Consider the following 23,320-nt stretch of genomic DNA (forward strand, 5'->3'; position numbering starts at 1 on the left):
AGCCCGTCCCCGGTCGGGACGCGTAACGTGCCGGGCATGAAGATCCTGATCAGTGCGGACATGGAGGGTGCCACCGGCGTCACCTGGCCGGGCGACGTGCTCCCCGGCACACCGCAGTGGGAGCGGTGCCGGTCCATGTTCACCTCCGACGTGAACGCCGCCGTGCTGGGCTTCTTCGACGGCGGCGCCGACGAGGTGCTCGTCAACGAGGCCCACTGGAGCATGCGCAACCTGCTGCTGGAGCAGCTCGACGACCGGGTCGAGATGCTCACCGGGCGGCACAAGGCGCTGTCCATGGTGGAGGGCGTGCAGCACGGTGACGTGGACGGCATCGCGTTCGTCGGTTACCACGCGGGTGCCGGGATGGAGGGTGTCCTCGCCCACACCTACCTCGCGAACCAGATCACCGGGGTGTGGGTGAACGACGTGCGTGCGAGCGAGGGTCTGCTCAACGCGCATGTCGTCGCCGAGTACGGCGTACCTGTCGTGCTCGTCACCGGCGACGACCTGGCCTGCGAGGACGCCCTCGGGTACGCGCCCGAGGCGCTGAAGGTCGCGGTCAAGGATCATGTGTCCCGGTATGCGGCGGTGTGTCGTACGCCGTCCCGGACCGCCTCCGACATCCGTGCCGCAGCCAAGGAGGCCGCGCGGCTGGCCGTCCGCCACGAGCCCGTGCAGGGCGGTCCGTTCACCGTCGCCGTCGAGTTCGACGCCGAGCACCTGGCGATGGCGGCGACCGTCGTCCCGGGGGTCGCGCGCATCGGCGAGCGGAAGGTGGCGTACACCAGCGACACGATGTACGAGGGAATCCGGACCTTCAAGGCGGTCACCACGATCGTCTCGGCCGCGGTGGAGGAGCAGTATGGCTGACGAGCAGGCGCTGGACGAGGTCGTGGAGTTCACCTCCGGCCTGATCCGGATCGACACCACCAACCGGGGCGGCGGCGACTGCCGGGAGCGGCCCGCCGCCGAGTACGCGGCCGAGCGGCTGGCCGGAGCCGGCCTGGAACCCCTGCTGCTGGAGCGGACGCCGGGGCGGACCAACGTCGTCGCCCGGCTCGCGGGCACCGACCCGTCCGCCCGCGCCCTGCTCGTGCACGGCCATCTGGACGTGGTGCCGGCCGAGGCCGCCGACTGGAGCGTGCACCCCTTCTCGGGCGAGATCCGCGACGGCGTCGTGTGGGGGCGCGGCGCCGTCGACATGAAGAACATGGACGCGATGATCCTCGCGGTCGTCCGCTCCTGGGCCCGGCAGGGCATCAGGCCCCGCCGGGACATCGTCATCGCGTTCACCGCCGACGAGGAGGACAGCGCCGAGGACGGCTCCGGGTTCCTCGCCGGCCGGCATCCGGAGCTGTTCGAGGGCTGCACCGAGGCCATCGGCGAGTCCGGTGCCTTCACCTTCCACGACGGCGACGGCCGGGAGATCTACCCCATCGCCGCAGGGGAGCGCGGCACCGGCTGGCTGAAGCTGACCGCGCGCGGCCGGGCCGGACACGGCTCCAAGGTGAACAAGGAGAACGCGGTGACCCGGCTCGCCGCCGCCGTCACCCGCATCGGCGAGCATGAGTGGCCGCTGAGGCTCACCCCGACGGTACGGGCCGCGCTCACCGAGCTCGCCGCCCTGTACGGCTTCGAGCCGGACTTCCGGAACGTGGACGGTCTGCTGGAGAAGCTGGGCCCGGCCGCCAAGCTGGTCGAGTCGACCGTACGCAACAGCGCCAACCCGACCATGCTGGACGCCGGTTACAAGGTGAACGTGATCCCCGGGGAGGCGACCGCGTTCGTCGACGGGCGCTTTCTGCCGGGCGGCGAGGAGGAGTTCATCGCGACCCTCGACCGGCTCACCGGGCCGGACGTGGACTGGGAGTTCCACCACCGGTCGGTCGCGCTGCAGGCACCCGTCGACTCGCCCACGTTCGCCGGGATGCGGGCGGCCGTGGAGGAGTTCGCGCCCGGAGGGCACGTGGTGCCGTACTGCATGACCGGTGGCACGGACGCCAAGCAGTTCTCGCTGCTCGGTATCGACGCCGCCTACGGATTCGCTCCGCTGAAGCTTCCCGAGGGCTTCGACTACCAGGCGATGTTCCACGGCGTCGACGAACGCGTCCCCGTGGAGGCGCTGCACTTCGGTGTCCGGGTGCTCGACCGTTTCCTGCGGACGGCCTAGGTGATGGGGGAAGACGTGCACAAGCAGGCGTACGGATCCTGGCCCTCGCCGATCGACGCGGCGCTGGCCGCCGCGCACGACGGGCACCCCGAGTGGGTGGGCTTCGTCGGGGACGAGGTCTGGTGGACCGAGCCCCGGCCCGCCGAGGGCGGCCGCCGGGCGCTGGTGCGGCGGCTGGCCGACGGGAGCGAGGAGTCGCTGCTGGCCGCGCCGTGGAACGTGCGCAGCCGGGTCATCGAGTACGGCGGCCTGCCCTGGACCGGGGTGATGCGGGACGACGGACCCCTGGTGGTGTTCACGCACTTCGCCGACCAGCGCCTGTACCGCTACGAGCCCGGCGGCGAGCCGCGCCCGCTGACCCCCCTCTCCCCGGTCGGCGGCGGGCTGCGCTGGGCGCAGCCGCAGGTGGACCTCGCCCGTGGCGAAGTGTGGTGTGTGCTCGAGGAGTTCACCGGGGACGGCCCGGACGACGTACGGCGCGTCCTGGCCGCCGTACCGCTGGACGGCTCGGCCGCCGAGGACCGGGCCGCCGTACGCGAACTCACCGGCGGAGGGCACCGGTTCGTCACCGGCCCCCGGCTCTCGCCCGACGGGCGCCGGGCCGCGTGGCTGGCCTGGGACCATCCGCGGATGCCGTGGGACGGCACGGAACTGCTCGTCGGCGAGGTTGGTGACGACGGCACGCTGCACACCGTTCGCACGGTCGCCGGCGGTCCGCAGGAGGCCGTCGCGCAGGTGGAGTGGGACAGGGACGGCCGTCTCCTGTACGCGAGCGACCGCGGTGGCTGGTGGAACCTGTACTGGGACGGCACCCCGCTGTGCCCGCGCGAGGAGGAGTTCGCCGGGCCGCTGTGGAAGCTCGGCCTGAGCTGGTTCGCTCCGCTGGACAACGGGCTGGTCGCGGTCGTCCACGGCCGGGGCGCGACCGCCCTCGGGATACTGGACCCGGAGTCCGGCGAGGTGGTCGACGCCGCCGGACCCTGGACCGAGTTCGCGCCCGGCCTCGCGGCGCTCGGGGGCCGGGTCGTCACGGTCGGCGCCAGCCCGCGCACCGGATACGAAGTGGTCGAGCTGGACATCAGGAGCGGACGCGCCCGTGCGATCGGCGCCCGGCACCGGGATCCGGTCGACCCGGCGTACTACCCCGAGCCGCAGATCCGCACCTTCACCGGCCCGGGCGGCCGCGAGGTGCACGCCCACGTCTACCCGCCGCACCACCCGCACCGCACCGCCCTCGACGGCGAGCTGCCGCCGTACGTCGTCTGGGCGCACGGCGGCCCCACCAGCAGGGTGCCGCTCGTGCTGGACCTGGAGATCGCCTACTTCACCTCGCGCGGCATCGGGGTCGTCGAGGTCAACTACGGCGGCTCCACCGGGTACGGCCGTGCCTACCGGGAGCGGCTGCGCGAGCAGTGGGGCGTGGTCGACGTCGAGGACTGCGCGGCCGTGGCCCTCGCCCTCGCCGAGGAGGGCACCGCCGACCGTGACCGGCTCGCGATCCGGGGCGGCAGCGCCGGCGGCTGGACCACCGCCGCCTCCCTGACCACGACCGACGTGTACGCCTGCGGCACCATCGTCTACCCCGTCCTCGACCTGGCCACCTGGGGGCCGGGGGAGACCCATGACTTCGAGTCGCGGTACCTGGAGTCACTGATCGGCCCGCTCACCGAGGTGCCCGCACGGTACGCCGAGCGTTCGCCCACCGCGCACGCCGACCGGCTCACCGTGCCCTTCCTGCTGCTCCAGGGCCTGGACGACGTGATCTGCCCGCCCGCCCAGTGCGAGCGCTTCCTCGCCGGGATCGAGGGGCGGGGCGTGCCGCACGCCTATCTCACCTTCGCGGGGGAGGGGCACGGGTTCCGTCGCGCCGAGACCATGGTGCGCGCGCTGGAGGCCGAGCTGTCCTTGTACGCTCAGGTGTTCGAGCTGAGTGTGTCCGGTGTTCCGGAGTTGGAGTTGCGCACGTGAGAGAGCTGGTACGGCCCGCGCGGCTGGCCCCCGGGGCACGCGTGGCCGTGGTGGCCGCCAGCGGGCCGGTGCCCGAGGAGCGGCTGCAGGCGGGGCTCGACGTGCTGCGCGGCTGGGACCTCGACCCGGTGGCCGCACCCCATGTGCTGGACCGGCACGGGGAGTTCCCCTACCTGGCGGGCACGGACGCCGACCGCGCCGCCGACTTCCAGAACGCCTGGTGCGACCCGGCGGTGGACGCGGTCCTGTGCGCCCGCGGCGGGTACGGCGTCCAGCGGATGATCGACCTGCTCGACTGGGAGGCGATGCGCGCGGCCGGACCGAAGGTGTTCGTCGGCTTCAGCGACATCACCGTCCTGCACGAGGCCTTCGCCACCCGTCTGGGCCTCGCCACGCTGCACGGGCCGATGGCGGCCGGCATCGACTTCGTCAAGAGCGAGCGGGCGCAGGCGCACCTGCGGTCCACGCTCTTCGAGCCGGAGACCGTGCGCACCCTCGCCTCCGGCGGCACCGCCCTCGTGCCCGGCCGGGCCCGCGGGGTCACCCTCGGCGGCTGTCTCTCCCTGCTCGCGGCGGAGCGCGGCGCCCCGCACGCCCGCCCGTCGGCGAGCGGCGGGCTCCTGTGCCTGGAGGACGTGGGCGAGCAGACGTACCGGCTGGACCGCTACCTCACCCAGCTCCTGCGCTCCGGCTGGCTCGACGGGGTGCGCGGGGTGCTGCTCGGCTCCTGGGCGCAGTGCGATCCCTACGAGCGGGTGCGGCCCATGCTCGCCGACCGCCTCGGCCCGCTGGGTGTCCCCGTGGCCGAGGAGTTCGGATTCGGGCACTGCGCGGGAGCGTTGACCGTCCCCTTCGGTGTCGCGGCCGAACTCGACGCGGACGCGGGCACGTTGACGCTGGACGAGCCCGCTCTGCGCTGAGATCCCGGGTACCGCACCGAGCACCGCGACCGGTGCCCCGTAGGCTGGCGGGATGCCGCACACCGCATCCCGCCACCTCGCCGAGGGCCCCCGCGTGGGCATCCGCTCCTTCACCCTCGACGACGGTCCCGAGTTCACCGCCCGGGCCAGGGAGAGCAAGGACCTGCACCGGCCGTGGCTGTTCCCGCCGGACACCGACGAGGGCTACGCCGGCTACGCCGGACCCCTCATCGAGGACCCGAGCCGCGCCGGCTTCCTCGTGTGCGAGAAGGACTGCGGGGACATCGCCGGGTTCATCAACATCAACAACATCGTCCGCGGCGGCTTCCAGTGCGGCGCCCTCGGCTACGGCGTCTTCGTCCACGCGGCCGGCCGGGGGCTGATGCGCGAGGGCCTCGACCTGGTGATCGGGTACGCGTTCGGACCGCTGGGGCTGCACCGCCTGGAGATCAACGCCCAGCCCGGCAACACCGCCTCGATCGCGCTGGCTCGTGGCGCCGGCTTCCGCCTGGAGGGCTTCTCACCCGACATGATCTTCATCGACGGGGCCTGGCGGGACCACGAACGCTGGGCGCTCACCGCCGAGATGCGCGACCCCGCCGAGAGCGCCTTTGCGCAATCCTGACCGGCAGCGCCCCTGGCCGACTCCCCGCACCCCGGGTTCCATGGTCGACGTGACGAGGATCCGACGTGAGGTACTGACCCTGCCGGCCGCGCAGTTGGGACCCGACAACCCGCTCCCTCCGCTCCGGCCGCTCGACGAGATCCACCGGGTCGACGACCGTGAACGGGACGACATGCCCGGGGACATGGCCCGGCAGCTCGGCTACGAGCCGTTGCACAGCCTGCTGCCGGTGCGCGTCCGCGACGGGTACGGCAGAGCCCGCGAGCCCCGCGCCCTCGACGCCCTGGTGATCGAGAACGACCGGCTGCGCGCCACCGTCCTGCCCGGCCTCGGCGGTCGGATCGCCTCCCTGGTCCACCTGCCCACCGGGCGCGAACTCCTCTACCGCAACCCGGTGTTCCAGCCCGCCGACTTCGCCCTCAACGGCGCCTGGTTCTCCGGCGGCATCGAGTGGAACATCGGCGCCACCGGCCACACCACCCTCTCCTGCGCCCCCCTGCACGCCGCCCGCGTCCCCGCCCCCGACGGCGGCGAGATGCTGCGCCTGTGGGAGTGGGAGCGGCTGCGCGACCTGCCCTTCCAGGTCGACCTGTGGCTCCCGGAGGGCTCCGACTTCCTTCTCGTCGGCGTCCGGATCCGCAATCCGCACGAGCGCCCGGTGCCCACGTACTGGTGGTCCAACATCGCCGTACCCGAGGAGCGCCGGATCCTGGCCCCCGCCGAGGAGGCCTGGTACTTCGGCTACGAGCGCCGCCTGCGCCGGGTGCCCGTCCCCTCGTACGACGGCATCGACCGCAGCCGTCCTCTCGACAGCCCTTACGCCGCCGACTGCTTCTACGAGGTGCCCGACGGCCGGCGCCGCTGGATCGCCGCGCTGGACGCGGACGGGCACGGGCTGGTGCAGACCTCCACCGACGCGCTGTGCGGCCGCAAGCTGTTCGTGTGGGGCAGCGGACCCGGCGGCCGGCGCTGGCAGCAGTGGCTGACCGGGCCCGGCACCGGTGGTTACTGCGAGATCCAGGCAGGACTCGCCCGCACCCAGCTGGAGCACGTCCGGCTGGAGCCGGAGAGCGAGGTGTCCTGGCTGGAGGCCTACGGCCCGCTCGACACGCCCGCCGAAGGCGAGTGGCCGGCGGTCGTCCGGAGCGCCGAGGAGCGGCTCGCCGCGGTGCTGCCGCGCGCCCGCGTCGAGGAGGCGTACGCGGCCTGGAAGCCGTACGCCGACACCGAACCCGGCGAGATCCTGGCCACCGGCTCGGGCTGGGGCGCGCTCGAAGTCCTGCGCGCCGACTGGAAACTGCCCGGCACCCCCTTCGCCGGGTCCACGCTCGGCGAGGCGCAGGCGCCCTGGCGCGAGCTGCTGCGCACCGGCTCCCTGCCCGAGCCGCGCCGGGTCCGCCCGCCCGGTGAGACGCTGGTCGCCCCGCACTGGCGGGACATGCTGGAGACCGCGCCCGCCACCCCGCACACCGAGTACCACCTCGGCGTCGCCCAGTGGCACGCCGGCGACCGCGCCCAGGCGGTCCGCAGCTGGGAACGCGCCCTCCCGCTCGCCCCGTCCCTGTGGCCCCTGCTGCGCTGCCTCGCCGTGGCCGACCAGGAGTCCGGCCACCACGAGCGGGCCGCCGAACGGTACGCCGAGGCGTTCGACGACCTGTGCCACGAGCGCCGCGACGACGGTGAGGCCTGGACGGCCGCCGTGGCCGCGCTCGGCCGGGAGGCCCTGGAGGCGTTGCTCAGGGCCCGGCGCGCGGCGGACGCCCGCGCGGTGTGGGAGCGGCTGCTGCCCGCTGTCCGGCGGCGCGGCCGGTTCCGGTTGCTGGAGGCCGAGCTGCTGCTCGCCGAAGGACGGCGCGCCGACGCCCGGGCCGTCTTCGACACGGGCTTCGAGGTCGCCGACCTGCGGGAGGGCGCGGAGGTGATCGGGCGGCTGTGGGCCCGGGTCACCGACGAGCCCCTGCCCGCCCGCCTGGACTTCAGGATGCGCCCGGACGCGCCCTGAGCGGCCGTGCGGCTCAGGCGCCGTGGTCGACGTACTCGAAGACCGAGCCGTCCGGGTGCACCGCGAGCAGATTCCGGCCCACCGGCGTCGGCAGCGGCCCCGCGACGATCCGGGCGCCCAGCTCCGTGAGCAGCCGGTGGGCCTCGTCCACGTCCTTGACGGCGATCGTGGCCGCCACCTTGCGCAGCAGCTCCAGCTCGGCCTCGGGGCCGCTCATCAGCAGGAAGGAGCCGATCGCGGCGACCTGCACGCCGCCGCGTTCGAACCGGAGCGCTCTGCCGCCCGCGAGACGCTCGTAGAAGGGGATCGCGGCTTCGAGGTCGTCGACGCAGATGCGTAGAGAGGCGCCCAGAATCTCCATGCGGACGAGCCTAGTTGCGGCGGACCGTCGCGCACAGGCCAGGGCCGTGGCCGTCGCTGTTACGCATCGTGCGCGGCGGGTACTCGCAGTTCATGGAGCACATCGATCACCTGGAACATCTGGACAAGCACCTCGTCGAAGAGCTGGCTCAGGTGGCACGCGAGACGGTTCGCGACGAGCTGCGCGAGCAGACCCGCAGGCAGCGCCGCACCGCCATGCTCTACGCCGCCTCGGGCGCAGTCGCCCTGTACGCGGGCGGCGCGCTCGCGCTCGCCCTGGGCCTCGGCCTCGCCACCGGCCTGCCCGGCTGGGCCGCCGCGCTGATCACCGCGGCGATCCTCGGCGTCATCGCCTACCTGCTGCGCGGCGCCGCCCACCAGAAGCACCCGCACGCGGCCGCCGCGGGTGAGACCGCGGCCGCGCCCGGCGGACCCGGTACGCCGTACCCGCCGATGCCGTCCGAGGCCCCCCTCCGGCCCGGCATCGATCCCGAGGGCCCGCACCACCGGGCCTGACCCCGAAAGGCGCGACGGGGGCCGGACCGGCGTCCGGGTGAGGTGAGCGGCGTTTGGGTGGCGCGGCCCCGGTTACGCGGAAAGCCTCGGAGGAGCCACACCGCCGGAGGCGCACCGTGAGTCGACCACGCGTCGTGATCGTCGGCGCCGGTTTCGCCGGGTACCGGGCCGCTCGCACCCTCGCCCGTGTGACCCGGGGCCGTGCCCTGATCACACTGCTCAACCCGACCGACTACTTCCTGTACCTGCCCCTGCTGCCCCAGGTGGCCGCCGGGCTCCTGGAGCCCCGCAGGGTCGCCGTGTCGCTCCCCGGCACCCTGCGCGGGGTCCGGCTGCTGCTCGGCGAGGCGCACGGTGTCGACCTGGACGGCTGCACCGTCCACTACACGGACCCCGAGGGCGGCAGCGGGGCGGTCGGCTACGAGCGGCTGGTGCTGGCCGTCGGCAGCGTCAACAAGCTGTTGCCGATCCCTGGGGTCGCCCGGCACGCACACGGTTTCCGCGGGCTGCCCGAGGCCCTGTACCTGCGCGACCACGTGACCCGGCAGACGGAGCTGGCCGCCACGGACGACGACCCCGCGGTCCGCGCCGCCCGGTGCACGTTCGTCGTGGCCGGTGCGGGCTACACCGGCACCGAGGTGGCCGCACAGCTCCAGCTGCTCACCGACAGCCTCGCGCGCCGGCGCCCGGCGGGTGCCGGGCGGCCCCGCTGGATCCTGCTGGACACCGCGCCCCGGGTGCTGCCGGAGCTGGACGAACGGCTCTCCCGCACGGCCGACCGGGTGCTGCGGGCGCGCGGCGTCGACGTACGCACGGGGACCTCCGTGAAGGAGGCCGGCCGGGACGGGGTGCTGCTCACCGACGGGGAGTTCGTCGCGTCACGGACCCTGGTGTGGTGCGTCGGGGTCCGTCCTGACCCGCTGGTCGAGGTCGTCGGACAGCCGCTGGAGCGGGGCCGGCTGATCGTCGATCCGTACCTCCAGGTGCCGGGGGACGCGGACGTGTTCGCCTGCGGGGACGCCGCGGCCGTGCCGGATCTGCAGCACCCGGGGGAGTTCACGCCCATGACCGCCCAGCACGCCTGGCGGCAGGGCCGGGTGGCCGGCGAGAACGTGGCCGCCTCGCTCGGCCTCGGCAGGCGCCGGCGTGTCTACCGCCACCGCGACCTGGGCTTCGCCGTCGACCTCGGGGGTGTCCAGGCCGCCGCCAACCCGCTCGGCATCCCGCTGTCCGGCCTGCCGGCCGGAGCGGTCACCCGCGGCTACCACCTGGCCGCGCTGCCCGGCAACCGCGTCCGTGTCGCCGCCGACTGGCTCCTGGACGCCGTACTCCCGCGCCAGGCGGTCCAGTTGGGCCTCGTCAGATCCGGGGCGGTCCCCCTGGACACGGAGGCTGCGCACCAGCCCGCTCCCCAGCAACAGCCCGAAGGAGACTCATGAACACCGCCGAACTCGCCGCACTCGGACAGCAGTTGCGCGTCGACAGCGTGCGGGCCGCCGCCGCGGCGGGCTCCGGGCATCCGACTTCGTCGATGTCCGCCGCCGATCTGATGGCCGTCCTGCTCGCCCACCATCTGCGCTACGACTTCGAACGCCCCGAACACCCAGCCAACGACCGCTTCGTGCTGTCCAAGGGACACGCCTCGCCCCTGCTGTACGCCGCCTACAAGGCGGCCGGTCAGGTCGAGGACGGCGAGCTGCTCACCTTCCGCAGGATCGGCAGCCGGCTCGAAGGACACCCGACCCCGCGCCGGCTGCCGTGGGTGGAGACGGCCACCGGCTCGCTCGGCCAGGGCCTGCCGGTCGGTGTCGGCATCGCGCTGGCCGGCAAGCGCCTGGACCGCGTCGGCTACCGCGTGTGGGTGCTGTGCGGGGACAGCGAGCTGGCCGAGGGCTCGGTCTGGGAGGCCGCCGAACATGCCGCGTACGAGCACCTGGACAACCTGACCGCGATCGTCGACGTCAACCGGCTCGGCCAGCGCGGCCCGACCCGGCACGGCCACGACCTGGACGCCTACGCCCGCCGCTTCGCCGCCTTCGGCTGGCACACCGTCGAGGTCGACGGACACGACGTCGACGCGATCGACCGGGCCTACGGCGAGGCGAAGGCGCGGACCGGGCAGCCCACGGTGATCCTCGCCCGCACCCTCAAGGGCAAGGGCGTCGCCTCGGTCGAGGACCGCGAGGGCCTGCACGGCAAGCCGCTGCCCGAACCCGAGGAGGCCGTCGCCGAACTGGGCGGACCGCGCGATGTGCGCGTCCGCGTCGGCGAGCCGCCCGCCGCCGCGATGCTCCGCTCCCTCACCACCGAGGTCGTCCAACTGCCGCACTACGACAAGGGGGACGAGGTCGCCACCCGCGACGCCTTCGGCAGGGCCCTCGCGGCACTCGGCACCGCCCGCGGCGACGTCGTCGCCCTGGACGGCGAGGTCGGCGACTCCACCCGCACCGAGGTGTTCGCCAAGGAGCACCCCGACCGCTTCTTCGAGTGCTACATCGCCGAGCAGCAGCTCGTCGCCTCGGCCGTCGGCATCGCCGCCCGCGGCTGGCTGCCGTACGCCGCCACCTTCGCGGCGTTCCTCACGCGCGCCCACGACTTCCTGCGGATGGCCTCGATCAGCGGCTCCGGCATCAACCTGGTCGGCTCGCACGCCGGGGTCGCGATCGGGCAGGACGGGCCCTCGCAGATGGGCCTGGAGGACCTGGCGATGTTCCGGTCCCTGTACGGCTCGACCGTGCTGTACCCGTGCGACGCCAATCAGACCGCCAGACTGGTCGCGGAGATGGCCGGACTCGACGGCATCCGCTACCTGCGCACCTCGCGCGGCGCGACCCCGGTGATCTACGGCCCCGAGGAGGAGTTCCCGGTCGGCGGCAGCAAGGTGCTGCGCTCCGGTGAGCGGGACCGGCTGACGCTCGTCGCGGCCGGCGTCACCGTGCACGAGGCGCTCGCCGCAGCCGAACGGCTGACGGAGGAGGACATCGAGGTGCGGGTGGTCGACCTGTACTCGGTCAAGCCCGTCGACGTGGAGACCCTGCGCCGGGCCGCCGAGGAGACCGGCTGTCTGGTGACCGTCGAGGACCACCACGAGCAGGGCGGCCTCGGCGACGCCGTCGCGGAGGCGTTCGCCGACGCCCGGCCCGCGCCCCGCCTGGTCAGGCTCGCGGTGCGCACCATGCCCGGCTCGGCCGCGCCCGACGAACAGTTGCACGCGGCCGGCATCGACGCCGCCGGCATCGCGGCCGCGGCGAAACTGCTGGTCGAGGAGGCGGTCGTGCGCTGAGCGGGAACCCGATTCGCTGAGGCCCCGCGGATTCGCGGGACCTCGGTGCCGATCGCGGCTCTCCGTCGCCGCCCGTGGCTCAGCGTGGCTTGTCGTGCCCGCGCCGCCGCACCTCTTCCACCACCTGTGACCTGCGACTTCGATGAGCCATGCCCTCCCGGGTGTTTGGCCGGGCGAGGAGAGGCCATTCGCAGGGAGAGGTGGACGCAGTGAACACAAAGAACACACCACACTCTCAGAGTTCACAGAAATCCCAGATTCCCCATAAGAAGCAATCCACCACCGAGTCGGATGCGGCGAACGACCGGCCGGCACCCATGGAGGTGCTGCGCGAGGCGCGCGCCCAGCTCGCCGAACTCACCGGTCTCGCACCGCAGTCGGTGTCCTCCTTCGAGCAGACCGAGGACGGATGGTCGCTCGACGTGGAGGTCCTCGAACTGCCGAGGGTGCCGGACACGATGAGCCTGATGGCGAGCTATCAGGTCGAACTCGACCCACGGGGGCAGCTCACCGGCTATCGGCGCGTTCGCCGCTACGAACGCGGGCGGGCCGACGCGCGCCCTGCCGGCGGCCGCTAGGCCGCCGGCCCGGATCCCACGTCCACGCACACGTCCTGCATCCGGCCACGCACAGGGAGGAACGACAGGCATGACCGTTGTACCGGCACAGCAGATCGGCGGCGGAGGCGGCGGCAGCAGCCTCTACGACGTACTCGAGCTGGTTCTCGACCGGGGCCTCGTGATCGATGCCTTCGTTCGTGTGTCCCTGGTCGGCATCGAGATCCTCAAGATCGATGTCCGGGTCGTCGTCGCCAGCGTCGACACCTATCTGCGCTTCGCCGAGGCGTGCAACCGCCTCGACCTGGAGGCGGGCCCGAGGAAGCCTCCCGGGCTGCCCGACGTCGTCGGTGAGATCACCGAGTCCGGCGCCCGCGGCAAATCCAAGGGGGCACTGGCCGGCGCCGCGGAGACCGTGGCCGACGCCTTCCAGCAGGCCCGCGGGGAGAAGCAGGGCCGCGAGGACAAGCACGGCCGTGAGGAGAGGGAGGCCGAGCCCCGGCCACGCACCCGCAGGACATCGGAGCGCAGGAAGGAGGAGCAGGAGTGAGTACCTACGTCTACGGAATCGCCGCCCGGTCCAATCCGGAGCTTCCCGAGGGCATGGCCGGCGTGGGCGAGCCGCCCCGCCCGGTGCGCGTCCTCGAGGCCGGCGAACTGGCCGCCCTGGTCAGTGACGCCCCGGAAGCCCTGCGCCCCAAGCGCAGGGACCTGCTCGCCCACCAGAACGTGCTCGCCGAGGCCGGCGCGGCCGGGTGTGTGCTGCCCATGCGGTTCGGCAACGTCGCACCCGACGACGACGCCGTCGGCCGGCTGCTCGCCGAGCGGGCGCAGCACTACCGGGAGCGGCTGCGGGAGCTGGACGGAAAGGCCGAGTACAACGTCAAGGCCAGCCACGTCGAAGAGGCCGTCCTGCACCTCGTGATCGCCGAGAACGCGGAGCTTCGCGCCTTCGCCGAAGCCAACCGGCAGGCGGGCGGCGGCAGCTACGAGGAGCGGATCCGCCTCGGCGAGATGATCGCGGCCGCGATCCAGGCCAGGGAGATCCGGGACGCCGTCGAGGTGCGCAGCCGGCTGGAGCCGGCCGCCGCCGCGGTGAGCGTGGGCCCCGAATCCACCGGCTGGCTGCTCAACGTGTCGTATCTCGTCGCGCGGGGCTCGGCCGAGCGGTTCCTGGCCGCCGTCGAACACGTCCGCACCAGCCACGCCCACCTCGACCTGCGGGTCAACGGGCCGCTGCCGCCGTACAGCTTCGTCGAGCCCGGCCCCGCCGAACCCGCGGTCCGCACGGCCGGTGCGGCCGTGCGGTAGCGGCCGGGCCACGGACGGAAGGAGGACACCGTGGGACTGATCGGCGAGGTGCTCCTGCTGCCCTTCGCACCGGTGCGCGGCAGTGCATGGGTGATCGGACAGGTGCTCCGCGAGGCGGAGCGCATCTACTACGACCCCGCCACCGTACGGGCCGAACTGGCCCGGCTCGAAGAACAACTGGAGGCGGGCGAGATCAGCGAGGAGGAGTTCGACCGGTACGAGGACGAACTGCTCGCCCGGCTGGAGACCGGCCTGCGCTCCGGCGGGACCACAGACCCTGGGACGGCATCATGAATCGGACGGCACTCGGCCTCGCAATAGGGGCCGGATATCTGCTGGGACGTACCAAGAAGATGAAACTGGCCCTCGCGGTCGGCTCCCTGGTGGCCGGCAAGAAGCTGAACCTCGGCCCACGGGCGCTCGGGGAGCTGGTGCAGCAGCAGCTGCACGACAACCCGCAGTTCAAGGAGATCGGGGACCAGCTGCGCGAGGACCTCCGGGACGTCGGCAAGGCCGCCACCGGCGCCATGGCCGAGCGGCAGATGAGCGCGCTCGCCGACCGCCTGCACGACCGTACCGCCGACGTACGCGAACTGCTCTCCGCGGAGGAGTCCGGGACCGGCGCCGAGGACGAGGAGGAGTCGCGCGAGGAGTCCGGGCACGACGAGGAGGCGGGCGAGGCCCGGCGGGAGGAGCCGCGGCGCAGGAAGGCGGCCAGGAAGTCCGCGGCGAAGCGGACCCCTGACAAGAAGGCAGGGGCGAAGGCCCCGGGCGAGAAGACGGCGGCGAAGAAGACGGGCCCGTCCGGCAGGTCGGGTGCGAAGAGGACGGCCGCGGCCGGCGGCGCGACGCGCGGCGGACGGTCCCGGCAGTCGAAGGACGGCGATGACCGATGACCGAGACCCTGGGATCCGCGACCTCCGCGGCCGGCAAGGCCACGGGCGCCGCCAAGGACAACCCGTTGACCGATCTCGCCCACAGCGAGGCCGCCGACCGCCTGAAGGAGGAGGTGCAGGAGTACCTGTCGGCACAGGCCGAACGGATGCTCGTCGGCATCGGCCACAAGCTCGGCGAGACCACGGTCAAACTCAACGACATCGCCGAGGGCAACAGTCCCGGCTTCGCGAAGCTGGCCCTCGAGGGCGGGCGCAAGTTCGCCGAGGGCAAGGGACCGCTGCGCTCCGCGCTGGAGCTGGGCGCCTCCCGGATCAAGGAGAACGTGACGGAGGCGGTGAAGAACCTCGGGGGCGGCAAGGGCAGACGCAAGGGCGGCGGCAACAAGCCGACCGTGATCATGGAGTCCGTCGACGTCGGCGTGCCGCTGCGGACGGCCTACGACCAGTGGACCCAGTACCAGGACTTCAGCACCTTCGCCAAGGGCGTCAAGAGTGCGAGCCGGGCCGACGACACCAAGTCCGACTGGCAGCTGAAGGTGTTCTGGTCCAACCGCAGCTGGAAGGCCCACACCACCGAGCAGATCCCCGACCAGCGGATCCAGTGGACGTCGGAGGGTGCCAAGGGCACCACGAAGGGTGTCGTCACCTTCCATGCGCTCGGGGACGACCTCACCCGTGTCCTGCTGGTCATCGAGTACTACCCGAGCGGCCTGTTCGAGAAGACCGGCAACCTGTGGCGCGCCCAGGGCCGCCGGACCAGGCTGGACCTGAAGAACTTCGCCCGTTTCGTCGCCCTCAGGGGCGAGGCGGAGGACGGCTGGCGCGGAGAGATCCGCGACGGCGAGGTGGTCCGCAGCCATGAGGACGCGGTGGCCGAGGAGGAGGAGTCCGAGGAGGCCGAGGAGTCCCAGGCGTCCGAGGCGGAGGAGCCCGTCGACGAGGACGAGGAACCGTACGAGGACGAGGAGGAGCCGGAGGACGAGGACGGGAGGGAGGACGAGGGGGAGCTGCAGGACGAGGACGAGCGGGAGCCCGAGGAGGAGTACGAGGAGGACGAGGAAGAAGAGGACGAGGAGGAGGAACCCGAATACGCTGAGAGCGGGAGCCGTCGATGACCACGGCCCGCCGGCTTCCCGAGCCCTACGGTCCGAGCGGCGGGGCGAACCTCGCCGACGTCCTGGAACGTGTGCTCGACAAGGGCATCGTCATCGCGGGCGACATCAGGATCAACCTGCTCGACATCGAACTCCTCACCGTCAAACTCCGGCTCGTCGTCGCCTCGGTCGACAAGGCCAGGGAGATGGGCATTGACTGGTGGGAGACCGACCCGGCGCTCTCCTCCCGCGCCCGCCAGAACGAACTCGCCCGTGAGAACGCCGAGCTCAGGGAACGGCTCGCGCGCGTCGAGGAGCTGGAAACCGGCGGCCGTGTGCCGAAGGAGGCCCGATGAGCGGACTGCGCTACGTCTACGCCATCTGCCGCCCTCTCGACGCGCCCCTGCAGGCCGAGCTGACGGGCGTCGGGGGCGCCCCGGCCGCGCTGCTGCACCACCACGGGCTGGTGGCCGTCGTCAGCGCGGTCCCCGAGGCCGACTACTGCGAGGAGGCCCTGCGGGCCCACCTGGAGGACCTCGACTGGCTGGCCGCGACCGCCCGGGCCCACCAGGGCGTGATCGACGCGCTCACCACCGTCACCACCCCGCTGCCGCTGCGGCTCGCGACCGTCTTCCGGGACAACAGCGGGGTACGCACGATGATCGAGGCCCGCGAGGAGGACTTCCGGCGCATCCTCGACCGGCTGGACGGGCGCGTGGAGTGGGGCGTCAAGGTGTCCGTGCCGAGCGAGAGCGACGAGCCGGCCGAGCTCGTCGCCTCCGCCGCGGGGCGACCGGCCAGCGGGCGGGACTATCTGCGCCGGCGGCGTGAGCGCACCCACGCGCACGAGGAGGCGTGGCGCAGTGCCGAGACCTTCGCCCGTACCGTGCACGAGCGCCTGGTGCGGCATGCCGAGGACTCCCGGCTGCATCCGCCGCAGAACCCCGCGCTCTCCGGCGTGCCGGGCCGGAACGTGCTCAACGCGGCCTATCTCGTGTGCCGGGCGGATTCCGAGAAGTTCGTGGAACTGGTGGATCGTACGAAGAACGAGGCGCCGGGGATGCGGGTGGAGCTCACCGGGCCGTGGGCCGCCTACTCGTTCTCCGGGGAGTTCGGCGGGGAGGAACCGTGACCGTGGCCGAACACCGTGAGATCGCGCTGGTCGACCTGCTCGACCGGCTCCTGGCCGGCGGGGTCGTCATCACCGGCGACGTCACGCTGCGCATCGCCGACGTCGACCTTGTGCGCATCGACCTGAACGCGCTGATCAGCTCGGTCAACGAGTCGGTTCCCTCGCCCTTCGAGGAGCCCCGATGACGGCACGCGGAAGGCCGCACGACCGGCTCGACCTGGAACCCGACACGGTCGAGCGCGACCTGGTGAAACTCGTGCTGACCGTGGTGGAGCTGCTGCGGCAGCTGATGGAACGGCAGGCGGTGCGCCGCTTCGACACGGGTGAGCTGACCGAGGAGCAGGAGGAGCGGATCGGGCTCACCCTGATGCTCCTGGAGGAGCGGATGGCCGAGCTGCGGGAGCACTACGGGCTGCGGCCCGAGGACCTGAATCTGGACCTCGGACCGCTCGGACCGCTGCTGCCCCGTGCCTGAGGCGAACCGGCGCAGACCTGCATGCGGCCTCAGGCCTGCTCACGGCCTCAGGCCTGCTCACGGCCTCAGGCCTGCTCACGGCCTCAGGCCTGCTCACGGCCTCAGGCCGGCTTACGGCCTCAGGCCTGCTTACGGCACAGGATCTCCCCGTGCAGGACGGTGAACCAGCCGTCCTCCCGCCGGCCCCACTCGCGCCACGCCTGAGACACCGCCCGCAGCTGCTCCGCCGTGGCATGGCCGCCCTGCGTGGCGCGATCGGCGTAGGCCGAGGCGAGGGTGCGGTCCGCCCACAGCGCGCTCCACCAGGCCCGTTCCTCCGGCGTGGCGAACGTCCAGGTGCCGGACGTGGCCGTGATGTCGGTGAGGCCCGCGGCCAGCGCCCAGGCCTTCAGCCGGCGCCCGGCGTCGGGCTCGCCGCCGTTGGCCCGGGCCACCCGCTCGTACAGGTCCAGCCAGTCGTCCAGGCCCGGCACCGCCGGATACCAGGTCATCGCGGCGTAGTCCGCGTCGCGTACGGCGATGAACCCGCCCGGTCTCGTCACCCGGTGCATCTCGCGCAGTGCCCGCACCGGGTCGCCCACGTGCTGGAGCACCTGGTGGGCGTGGACCACGCAGAAGGTGTCGTCGGGGTAGTCCAGGGCGTGCACGTCCGCGACCGCGAAGTCCACGTTGGCCAGGCCGCGTCCGGCCGCGGTGTCCCGGGCCTGCTCCAGGATGCCGGGTGCGTGGTCGACGCCGGTGACATGGCCGTCGGGGACCAGTTCCGCCAGGTCGGCGGTGATGGTGCCCGGGCCGCAGCCGATGTCCAGGATCTTCATGTGGGGCCTCAGCGAACCGAGCAGATAGGCCGCGGAGTTGGCTGCGGTCCGCCAGGTGTGCGACCGCAGCACCGACTCGTGGTGCCCGTGCGTGTAGACGGCGGTCTCCTGCGATTTCGGCATGGCTGAACTCCCCTGTCCGAGCTTCTGTCGCTGCACCTCACCGTAGGCCCGCATGTCGAATAGTGAGAACTGCGTTCTGCCATGTGGACTGATGGAATGTCGGCTACCCATGCGTCGGGCGGTACACGGTGAGCGCCCCGGGGAGCTTCTCCAACGTCACCTCGCCCGCCACCTCGGTGACTTCGCCGTCGTGGGCGAGGAGCGTGCCGGGTGCCAGACCCGCGACGCGCAGACGGCTCAGCTGGACCGCCGCATGCGCGGGGGAGCGGGTCAGCGGGCCGGCCAGCGCCGCCGCCAGCAGACGCAGTGCGGGCCGGCGGCCGCCGTGCACCAGCCGCACGTCGAGCTGCCCGTCGGCCAGGTCGACGCGGCGGCCGGGGGCGAGGCCCATCCGGTGGTAGGTGCCGTTCCCCGCGAACAACAGCCACAACGGGCGTACCTGGCCCCGGAACTCGGCTTCCATCGGATGCCCGTGCGCACGCAGCACGCGCAGCGCCGCGAGCACCCCGGCCGGCCAGCCGCCGATCCGGCGCGACCAGTCCTCCCGCTCCCGCACCAGCTCCGGATACACGCCCAGGCTGCAGGTGTTGAGGAAGATGCCCCGCCGGTCGCCGCAGGTGAAGCGGCCGACGTCCACGCGCACCGCCTCGCCGCGCCGGACCGCCCGCGCGAGGTCGCGGGCGTCCTCCACGCCGAGGTCGTAGGCGAAGTGGTTCAGGGTGCCCCCGGGCAGCACCGCGAGCGGCAGGCCGTGGCGCAGGGCGACCTCGGCGGCCGCGTTCACCGTCCCGTCCCCGCCGCACACCCCGAGCACCCGCGCCCGCGCCGCCGCCTTCTCCAACTCGACCGGTACTTCGTCCGGTCGGCACTCGACGACCTCGGTGAGCGGCAGTCCGGCGCGCAGGGCGTGCACGCGGTCCGCGGTGCCCGAGCCGGAGTTGGCCACGACGACCAGGGCCGCCCCGTCGGGCAGCGCCGGAACCTCGGCGCGGGGCCGGGCCGGCGGCACGACCTGGGCGCGGGTGGGCACCATGCCCCGTACGGCGAACGCGGCACCCGCGCCCAGAACCGCGCCCGCGAGCACGTCGCTCGGGAAGTGGACGCCGGTGTAGACACGGGAGAGCGCGACGGACCAGGCGACGGGAGCCACCACCGCGCCCCAGCCCGGTGACTCCAGGGCGACGCCGGTCGCGAACGCAGCAGCCGACGCGGAGTGACCGGACGGGAACGACGTGGTGATCGGCTGCCGCTTCAGCAGCCGGGCCGACGGGACCGGGTCCAGGGTGGGCCGGGGGCGGCGCACCGAGCGCTTGCCCAGCGTGTTGATGGCCAGCGAGGCCAGGCTCAGCGACGCCAGCCCCCGGGCGGCCGCCCGGCGGGCCCGCGGCGTACGGCTCGCCGCGATCGCGGCTGCCGTCGCGAACCAGAGAACACCGTGGTTCGCACTCCGGCTCAGTCGCGGCAGCACGGGCCCGGCGAACGGCCAGTGCTGCTCCGCAGCGAACTCGAACAGCCGGCTGTCCAGAGCGAGCAGCCGGTGGCGCAGGGGATGGGGGCCGGGCTCGGCAACAGTGAGATCGACGTCTGGGCTCATAGGCTGCCGGGTACCCTGAACCGGACGTTTCCTGCCCGGCGGGCGATGAACGACACCCGGAGGGCCCCTGCCATGCGTCTGCTCCTCATCCGCCACGGCCAGACCCCGTCCAACCTGGACCACCTGCTGGACACCGCCGTACCCGGGCCGGGCCTGACCCCGCTCGGCGCGGCCCAGGCCGCCGCCCTGCCCGCCGTGCTCGCGGACGAGGACATCGAGGCGCTCTACGCCTCCACCCTGATCCGCACCCAGCTCACGGCCGCCCCGCTGGCCGCCGCCCGCGGCCTGGAGGTGATCGTCCGCGCCGGCATCCGCGAGATCTCCGCCGGCGACCTGGAGATGGTGCCCGGCTACTCGCCGGAGGGCGAGCGCTACATGCGCACGGTGTTCGCGTGGGCGGCCGGGGACACCACGCTGAGGATCCCCGGCGGGGAGAACGGCGAGGAGGCCCTGGCCCGGTACGACGGAGTGATCGCCGAGGCCGCCGCGAGCGGCGCCGGGAGCGTCGCGATGATCAGCCACGGCGCCGCCATCCGCATGTGGACCGCCGCCCGCGCCGACAACGTCGACGTGGCCTTCGCCGCCGCCCGTCCACTGGAGAACACCGGCGTCGTGATCCTGGAGGGCTCCCCGGCCGACGGCTTCAAGGCGCTGTCCTGGGCCGGCGCCACGGTCGAGCCGGCGGGCGAGGGCGGGCCGGCCGGCGCACCGGTGGGCGCGGCGGGCTGAAGGGCAGGCCGCCACCGGAGCGCGCCGGGCGGGAGGGCGGGCCCGCTGCCGGAGCGGGCAGGATAAGCGTTTGCCCCAGGTCGGCAGCACACCACAGAATGCCTCCTCATGGGACATCTGGAAGCGGCGCACCTCGAGTACTACCTCCCCGACGGGAGGGCGCTGCTCGGCGATGTCTCCTTCCGGGTCGGCGAAGGGGCCGCCGTCGCCCTGGTCGGCCCGAACGGCGCGGGAAAGACGACGCTCCTGCGGCTGATCTCCGGCGAACTGAAACCGCACGGCGGCACCGTCACCGTCAGCGGCGGCCTCGGCGTGATGCGCCAGTTCGTCGGCTCCGTGCGGGACGAGACGACCGTCCGTGACCTGCTCGTCTCCGTCGCCCCGCCCCGTATCCGTGAGGCGGCCCGGGCCGTCGACCGGGCCGAGCACGCCATGATGACCGTCGACGACGAGGCCGCCCAGCTGCAGTACGCGCAGGCGCTCGCGGACTGGGCCGAGGCGCGTGGCTACGAGGCCGAGACCCTGTGGGACATGTGCACCACCGCCGCCCTCGGCATGCCGTACGAGCGGGCCCAGTGGCGGCAGGTGCGCACCCTCTCCGGCGGCGAGCAGAAGCGGCTCGTCCTGGAGGCGCTGCTGCGCGGCACCGACGAGGTCCTGCTGCTCGACGAGCCGGACAACTACCTGGACGTGCCGGGCAAGCGCTGGCTGGAACAGCAGCTGAGGGAGACCCGCAAGACGGTCCTGTTCGTCTCCCACGACCGCGAACTCCTCGCCCGCGCCGCCGAGAAGATCGTCTCCGTGGAGCCCGGCCCGGCCGGCGCGGACGCCTGGGTGCACGGCGGCGGCTTCGCCACCTACCACGAGGCCCGCCGCGAACGCTTCGCCCGCTTCGAGGAGTTGCGCCGCCGCTGGGACGAGAAGCACGCCCAGCTGAAGAAGCTGGTGCTGAACCTCCGCCAGGCCGCCGCGGTGAGCCACGAGATGGCCTCCCGGTACCAGGCCGCGCAGACCCGTCTGCGCAAGTTCGAGGAGGCCGGCCCGCCGCCCGAGCCGCCCCGCGAGCAGGACATCACCATGCGCCTGAAGGGCGGCCGTACCGGCGTACGGGCCGTCACCTGCGAGCAGCTGGGACTGACCGGCCTGATGAACCCCTTCGACCTGGAGGTCTTCTACGGCGAACGGGTCGCCGTGCTCGGCTCCAACGGCTCGGGCAAGTCGCACTTCCTCAGGCTGCTCGCCGGCGACGAGGTCGCGCACACGGGCAAGTGGAAGCTCGGCGCACGGGTCGTCCCCGGCCACTTCGCCCAGACCCACGCCCACCCGGAGCTGGAGGGCCGCACCCTGCTCGACATCCTGTGGAAGGAACACGCGCAGGACCGGGGCGCGGCCATGTCCAGGCTGCGCCGCTACGAGCTGACCGGCCAGGCCGAACAGCCCTTCGACCGGCTCTCCGGCGGCCAGCAGGCCCGCTTCCAGATCCTCCTGCTGGAACTCCAGGGAGTCACCGCGCTGCTGCTGGACGAGCCGACGGACAACCTCGACCTGGAGTCCGCCGAGGCTCTGCAGGAGGGTCTGGAGGCCTTCGAGGGCACGGTTCTCGCGGTCACCCACGACCGCTGGTTCGCCCGTTCCTTCGACCGTTTCCTGGTCTTCGGCAGCGACGGCCGCGTCCGCGAGACCCCGGAGCCGGTCTGGGACGAACGCCGGGTGGAACGGGCCCGGTAGCCCGACGCCACCGCCGGAGGGCCCGGGGAGCCGGATGTTCGTACAGTGGACTCAGGAATGCGAGCTCCACGGCTCCCTCCCGGGAACACTCGGGGGCACTGTGTGCCGGGCTGGGTGTCCGAACCGGATGAACGACCACGACGAGCGGGGTGCCACCATGACCGGAGTCGACCCCAGCCGGCTGGACGACCAGCAGCTCATGAAAGAGCTGGAGACGATCCACCGCACGCGCCACGACACCCTCCTGTACGGCTCGAACGACGCGCTGCGGGCCCACAACGAGCGCATGGCGCAGCTCGAGGGCGAGTACCTGCGCCGCAACCCGCGCCGCCTCGTCAGTGCGGGCCGCACCCGCGAGGGCGCCCGGGAGCGCGGCTGCGGCGAGGCGGTGACTCCGGGCGCGTCCGGCACCTGAGGCGCTCCCCAGGTGCCGCCCGCGTTGGGCCGCACCTGCGATTCCCGGTGCGCTCACCGTTAGGGTCCCGGCTCGTCAGACGCCCACCAGCGCCTCGGCCAGCTGCTGCACGTTGGCGTACTGCCGCGAGCGCGGAAGCCCGGCCACCGCGTCGATCAGCGTGCCCGGTGCGTTGCCGCGGCGCAGGGCCCGGGCCAGCTCGTGCGCGTCGGCGGGGAAGGCGTGCCGGTTCAGGTTCCGGGCCAGGGCCAGCCGTACCCGTTCCAGCGACGCAGGGGATCCCAGACCGCCCACAGGCCCGCTCCAGACCTCCGGGTCGTCGTCGGCGACCGGCTCCGGATCGGCCCATTCCTCGGTGCGTGTCGGGTGCCCCGACCTGAGCAGCTCCTGCAGCTCGTGCTTCATCTCGTCGTCCCGGTGGACGCTCAGTCGGTCACTGCCTCGCTGCATGACTTCCTCCAGAGGGTCGAAGGTCAGCACCTACCGAGTCACCTGCGCCGGGGGCGGAAAACCTGTACGGAGCCGTTCGGCCGCAGCTGTCGTGGGGTCACCCGTCAGGCCCTTCGCGTCCCGCGAATGGGGCCCGGCCGCGCGCGCCGCGGCG

At 73.1% G+C, this 23,320-nt stretch carries 26 protein-coding genes; 22 read left to right on the forward strand and 4 right to left on the reverse strand.

Going from position 1 to position 23,320, the window contains the following annotated elements; translation table 11 throughout:
- Positions 1 to 36 precede the first annotated feature (36 nt).
- From AC07DS_RS25185 to AC07DS_RS25210, 6 genes are read left to right on the forward strand one after another with little or no spacing between them, the layout of a single operon-like run.
- Positions 37 to 870, forward strand: coding sequence for a M55 family metallopeptidase (locus AC07DS_RS25185; RefSeq protein ID WP_479148687.1), 834 nt, complete (start codon positions 37 to 39; stop codon positions 868 to 870).
- Entirely contained in the window at positions 863 to 2,170 is a 1,308-nt protein-coding gene (locus AC07DS_RS25190) for a M20/M25/M40 family metallo-hydrolase (RefSeq protein WP_479148689.1), read from the forward strand. The genes AC07DS_RS25185 and AC07DS_RS25190 overlap by 8 nt, the downstream gene beginning before the upstream one ends.
- A 3-nt stretch (positions 2,171 to 2,173) precedes the next feature.
- Entirely contained in the window at positions 2,174 to 4,138 is a 1,965-nt protein-coding gene (locus AC07DS_RS25195) for an LpqB family beta-propeller domain-containing protein (RefSeq protein WP_479148691.1), read from the forward strand.
- On the forward strand, positions 4,135 to 5,058 hold the full coding sequence (locus AC07DS_RS25200) for a S66 peptidase family protein (RefSeq protein WP_479148693.1): 924 nt from the start codon (positions 4,135 to 4,137) through the stop codon (positions 5,056 to 5,058). The genes AC07DS_RS25195 and AC07DS_RS25200 overlap by 4 nt, the downstream gene beginning before the upstream one ends.
- 52 nt (positions 5,059 to 5,110) lie before the next feature.
- Positions 5,111 to 5,683, forward strand: coding sequence for a GNAT family N-acetyltransferase (locus tag AC07DS_RS25205; RefSeq protein ID WP_479148695.1), 573 nt, complete (start codon positions 5,111 to 5,113; stop codon positions 5,681 to 5,683).
- A gap of 40 nt (positions 5,684 to 5,723) precedes the next feature.
- A complete protein-coding gene (locus tag AC07DS_RS25210; RefSeq protein WP_479148697.1) occupies positions 5,724 to 7,685 on the forward strand; it encodes a DUF5107 domain-containing protein in 1,962 nt (653 codons plus the stop codon).
- 13 nt (positions 7,686 to 7,698) lie between these two features.
- On the opposite strand, the gene AC07DS_RS25215 is transcribed toward AC07DS_RS25210, so the two are convergent.
- Positions 7,699 to 8,046 carry a VOC family protein gene (locus AC07DS_RS25215; RefSeq protein ID WP_479148699.1) on the reverse strand — a complete coding sequence of 116 codons (348 nt, stop codon included), beginning with the start codon at positions 8,044 to 8,046 and terminating at the stop codon, positions 7,699 to 7,701.
- A 92-nt stretch (positions 8,047 to 8,138) separates the two neighbouring features.
- On the opposite strand from AC07DS_RS25215, the gene AC07DS_RS25220 reads away from it, so the two are divergent.
- The 13 genes from AC07DS_RS25220 (at position 8,139) to AC07DS_RS25280 (ending at position 17,309) form a co-directional block, all read left to right on the forward strand.
- The gene (locus tag AC07DS_RS25220) at positions 8,139 to 8,561 is read left to right on the forward strand and encodes a phage holin family protein (RefSeq protein ID WP_479148701.1); all 423 of its coding nucleotides are present in this window, start codon (positions 8,139 to 8,141) and stop codon (positions 8,559 to 8,561) included.
- A 116-nt stretch (positions 8,562 to 8,677) separates the two neighbouring features.
- The gene (locus AC07DS_RS25225) at positions 8,678 to 10,000 is read left to right on the forward strand and encodes an NAD(P)/FAD-dependent oxidoreductase (protein WP_479148703.1); all 1,323 of its coding nucleotides are present in this window, start codon (positions 8,678 to 8,680) and stop codon (positions 9,998 to 10,000) included.
- Complete coding sequence (locus AC07DS_RS25230) at positions 9,997 to 11,844, forward strand: transketolase (RefSeq protein ID WP_479148705.1); 1,848 nt, start codon at positions 9,997 to 9,999, stop codon at positions 11,842 to 11,844. The genes AC07DS_RS25225 and AC07DS_RS25230 overlap by 4 nt, the downstream gene beginning before the upstream one ends.
- A 209-nt stretch (positions 11,845 to 12,053) precedes the next feature.
- Positions 12,054 to 12,422, forward strand: coding sequence for a gas vesicle protein GvpO (locus AC07DS_RS25235; protein WP_479148707.1), 369 nt, complete (start codon positions 12,054 to 12,056; stop codon positions 12,420 to 12,422).
- 70 nt (positions 12,423 to 12,492) lie between these two features.
- Positions 12,493 to 12,951 (forward strand): gas vesicle structural protein GvpA, encoded by a 459-nt coding sequence (locus tag AC07DS_RS25240; protein WP_479148709.1) that lies wholly within the window; start codon positions 12,493 to 12,495, stop codon positions 12,949 to 12,951.
- Positions 12,948 to 13,712: a GvpL/GvpF family gas vesicle protein gene (locus AC07DS_RS25245; RefSeq protein WP_479148711.1), complete on the forward strand. Its 765-nt coding sequence runs from the start codon at positions 12,948 to 12,950 to the stop codon at positions 13,710 to 13,712. The genes AC07DS_RS25240 and AC07DS_RS25245 overlap by 4 nt, the downstream gene beginning before the upstream one ends.
- Positions 13,713 to 13,742: 30 nt before the next feature.
- On the forward strand, positions 13,743 to 14,006 hold the full coding sequence (locus AC07DS_RS25250) for a gas vesicle protein GvpG (protein WP_479148713.1): 264 nt from the start codon (positions 13,743 to 13,745) through the stop codon (positions 14,004 to 14,006).
- Positions 14,003 to 14,608, forward strand: a complete 606-nt coding sequence (locus AC07DS_RS25255; protein ID WP_479148715.1) for a DNA primase — start codon at positions 14,003 to 14,005, stop codon at positions 14,606 to 14,608. The genes AC07DS_RS25250 and AC07DS_RS25255 overlap by 4 nt, the downstream gene beginning before the upstream one ends.
- Positions 14,605 to 15,723, forward strand: coding sequence for an SRPBCC family protein (locus AC07DS_RS25260; protein ID WP_479148717.1), 1,119 nt, complete (start codon positions 14,605 to 14,607; stop codon positions 15,721 to 15,723). Before AC07DS_RS25255 ends, AC07DS_RS25260 begins: the two co-directional genes overlap by 4 nt.
- Positions 15,720 to 16,058, forward strand: coding sequence for a gas vesicle protein (locus AC07DS_RS25265; protein WP_479148719.1), 339 nt, complete (start codon positions 15,720 to 15,722; stop codon positions 16,056 to 16,058). The genes AC07DS_RS25260 and AC07DS_RS25265 overlap by 4 nt, the downstream gene beginning before the upstream one ends.
- On the forward strand, positions 16,055 to 16,834 hold the full coding sequence (locus tag AC07DS_RS25270; RefSeq protein WP_479148721.1) for a GvpL/GvpF family gas vesicle protein: 780 nt from the start codon (positions 16,055 to 16,057) through the stop codon (positions 16,832 to 16,834). The genes AC07DS_RS25265 and AC07DS_RS25270 overlap by 4 nt, the downstream gene beginning before the upstream one ends.
- Positions 16,831 to 17,019 (forward strand): gas vesicle protein, encoded by a 189-nt coding sequence (locus tag AC07DS_RS25275; protein WP_479148723.1) that lies wholly within the window; start codon positions 16,831 to 16,833, stop codon positions 17,017 to 17,019. The genes AC07DS_RS25270 and AC07DS_RS25275 overlap by 4 nt, the downstream gene beginning before the upstream one ends.
- Positions 17,016 to 17,309: a gas vesicle protein K gene (locus AC07DS_RS25280; RefSeq protein ID WP_479148725.1), complete on the forward strand. Its 294-nt coding sequence runs from the start codon at positions 17,016 to 17,018 to the stop codon at positions 17,307 to 17,309. The genes AC07DS_RS25275 and AC07DS_RS25280 overlap by 4 nt, the downstream gene beginning before the upstream one ends.
- Before the next feature lie 119 nt (positions 17,310 to 17,428).
- On the opposite strand, the gene AC07DS_RS25285 is transcribed toward AC07DS_RS25280, so the two are convergent.
- Positions 17,429 to 18,250 (reverse strand): class I SAM-dependent methyltransferase, encoded by an 822-nt coding sequence (locus AC07DS_RS25285; RefSeq protein ID WP_479148727.1) that lies wholly within the window; start codon positions 18,248 to 18,250, stop codon positions 17,429 to 17,431.
- A 103-nt stretch (positions 18,251 to 18,353) separates the two neighbouring features.
- Positions 18,354 to 19,844 (reverse strand): phosphatase PAP2 family protein, encoded by a 1,491-nt coding sequence (locus tag AC07DS_RS25290; RefSeq protein WP_479148729.1) that lies wholly within the window; start codon positions 19,842 to 19,844, stop codon positions 18,354 to 18,356.
- 72 nt (positions 19,845 to 19,916) lie between these two features.
- Here AC07DS_RS25290 and AC07DS_RS25295 point away from each other — a divergent pair, with 72 nt between their 5' ends.
- From AC07DS_RS25295 to AC07DS_RS25305, 3 genes are all read left to right on the forward strand, one after another.
- The gene (locus AC07DS_RS25295) at positions 19,917 to 20,573 is read left to right on the forward strand and encodes a histidine phosphatase family protein (RefSeq protein WP_479148731.1); all 657 of its coding nucleotides are present in this window, start codon (positions 19,917 to 19,919) and stop codon (positions 20,571 to 20,573) included.
- 108 nt (positions 20,574 to 20,681) lie between these two features.
- The gene (locus AC07DS_RS25300; RefSeq protein ID WP_479148733.1) at positions 20,682 to 22,301 is read left to right on the forward strand and encodes an ABC-F family ATP-binding cassette domain-containing protein; all 1,620 of its coding nucleotides are present in this window, start codon (positions 20,682 to 20,684) and stop codon (positions 22,299 to 22,301) included.
- Positions 22,302 to 22,428: 127 nt separating this feature from the next.
- On the forward strand, positions 22,429 to 22,716 hold the full coding sequence (locus AC07DS_RS25305; protein ID WP_479148735.1) for a DUF6158 family protein: 288 nt from the start codon (positions 22,429 to 22,431) through the stop codon (positions 22,714 to 22,716).
- 75 nt (positions 22,717 to 22,791) lie between these two features.
- Here the strand turns inward: AC07DS_RS25305 and AC07DS_RS25310 are convergent, their stop codons facing one another.
- Positions 22,792 to 23,166: a DUF2795 domain-containing protein gene (locus tag AC07DS_RS25310; protein ID WP_479148737.1), complete on the reverse strand. Its 375-nt coding sequence runs from the start codon at positions 23,164 to 23,166 to the stop codon at positions 22,792 to 22,794.
- Between the last annotated feature and the right edge of the window lie 154 nt (positions 23,167 to 23,320).

It is taken from the genome of Streptomyces sp. NPDC044064 (assembly GCF_056434245.1).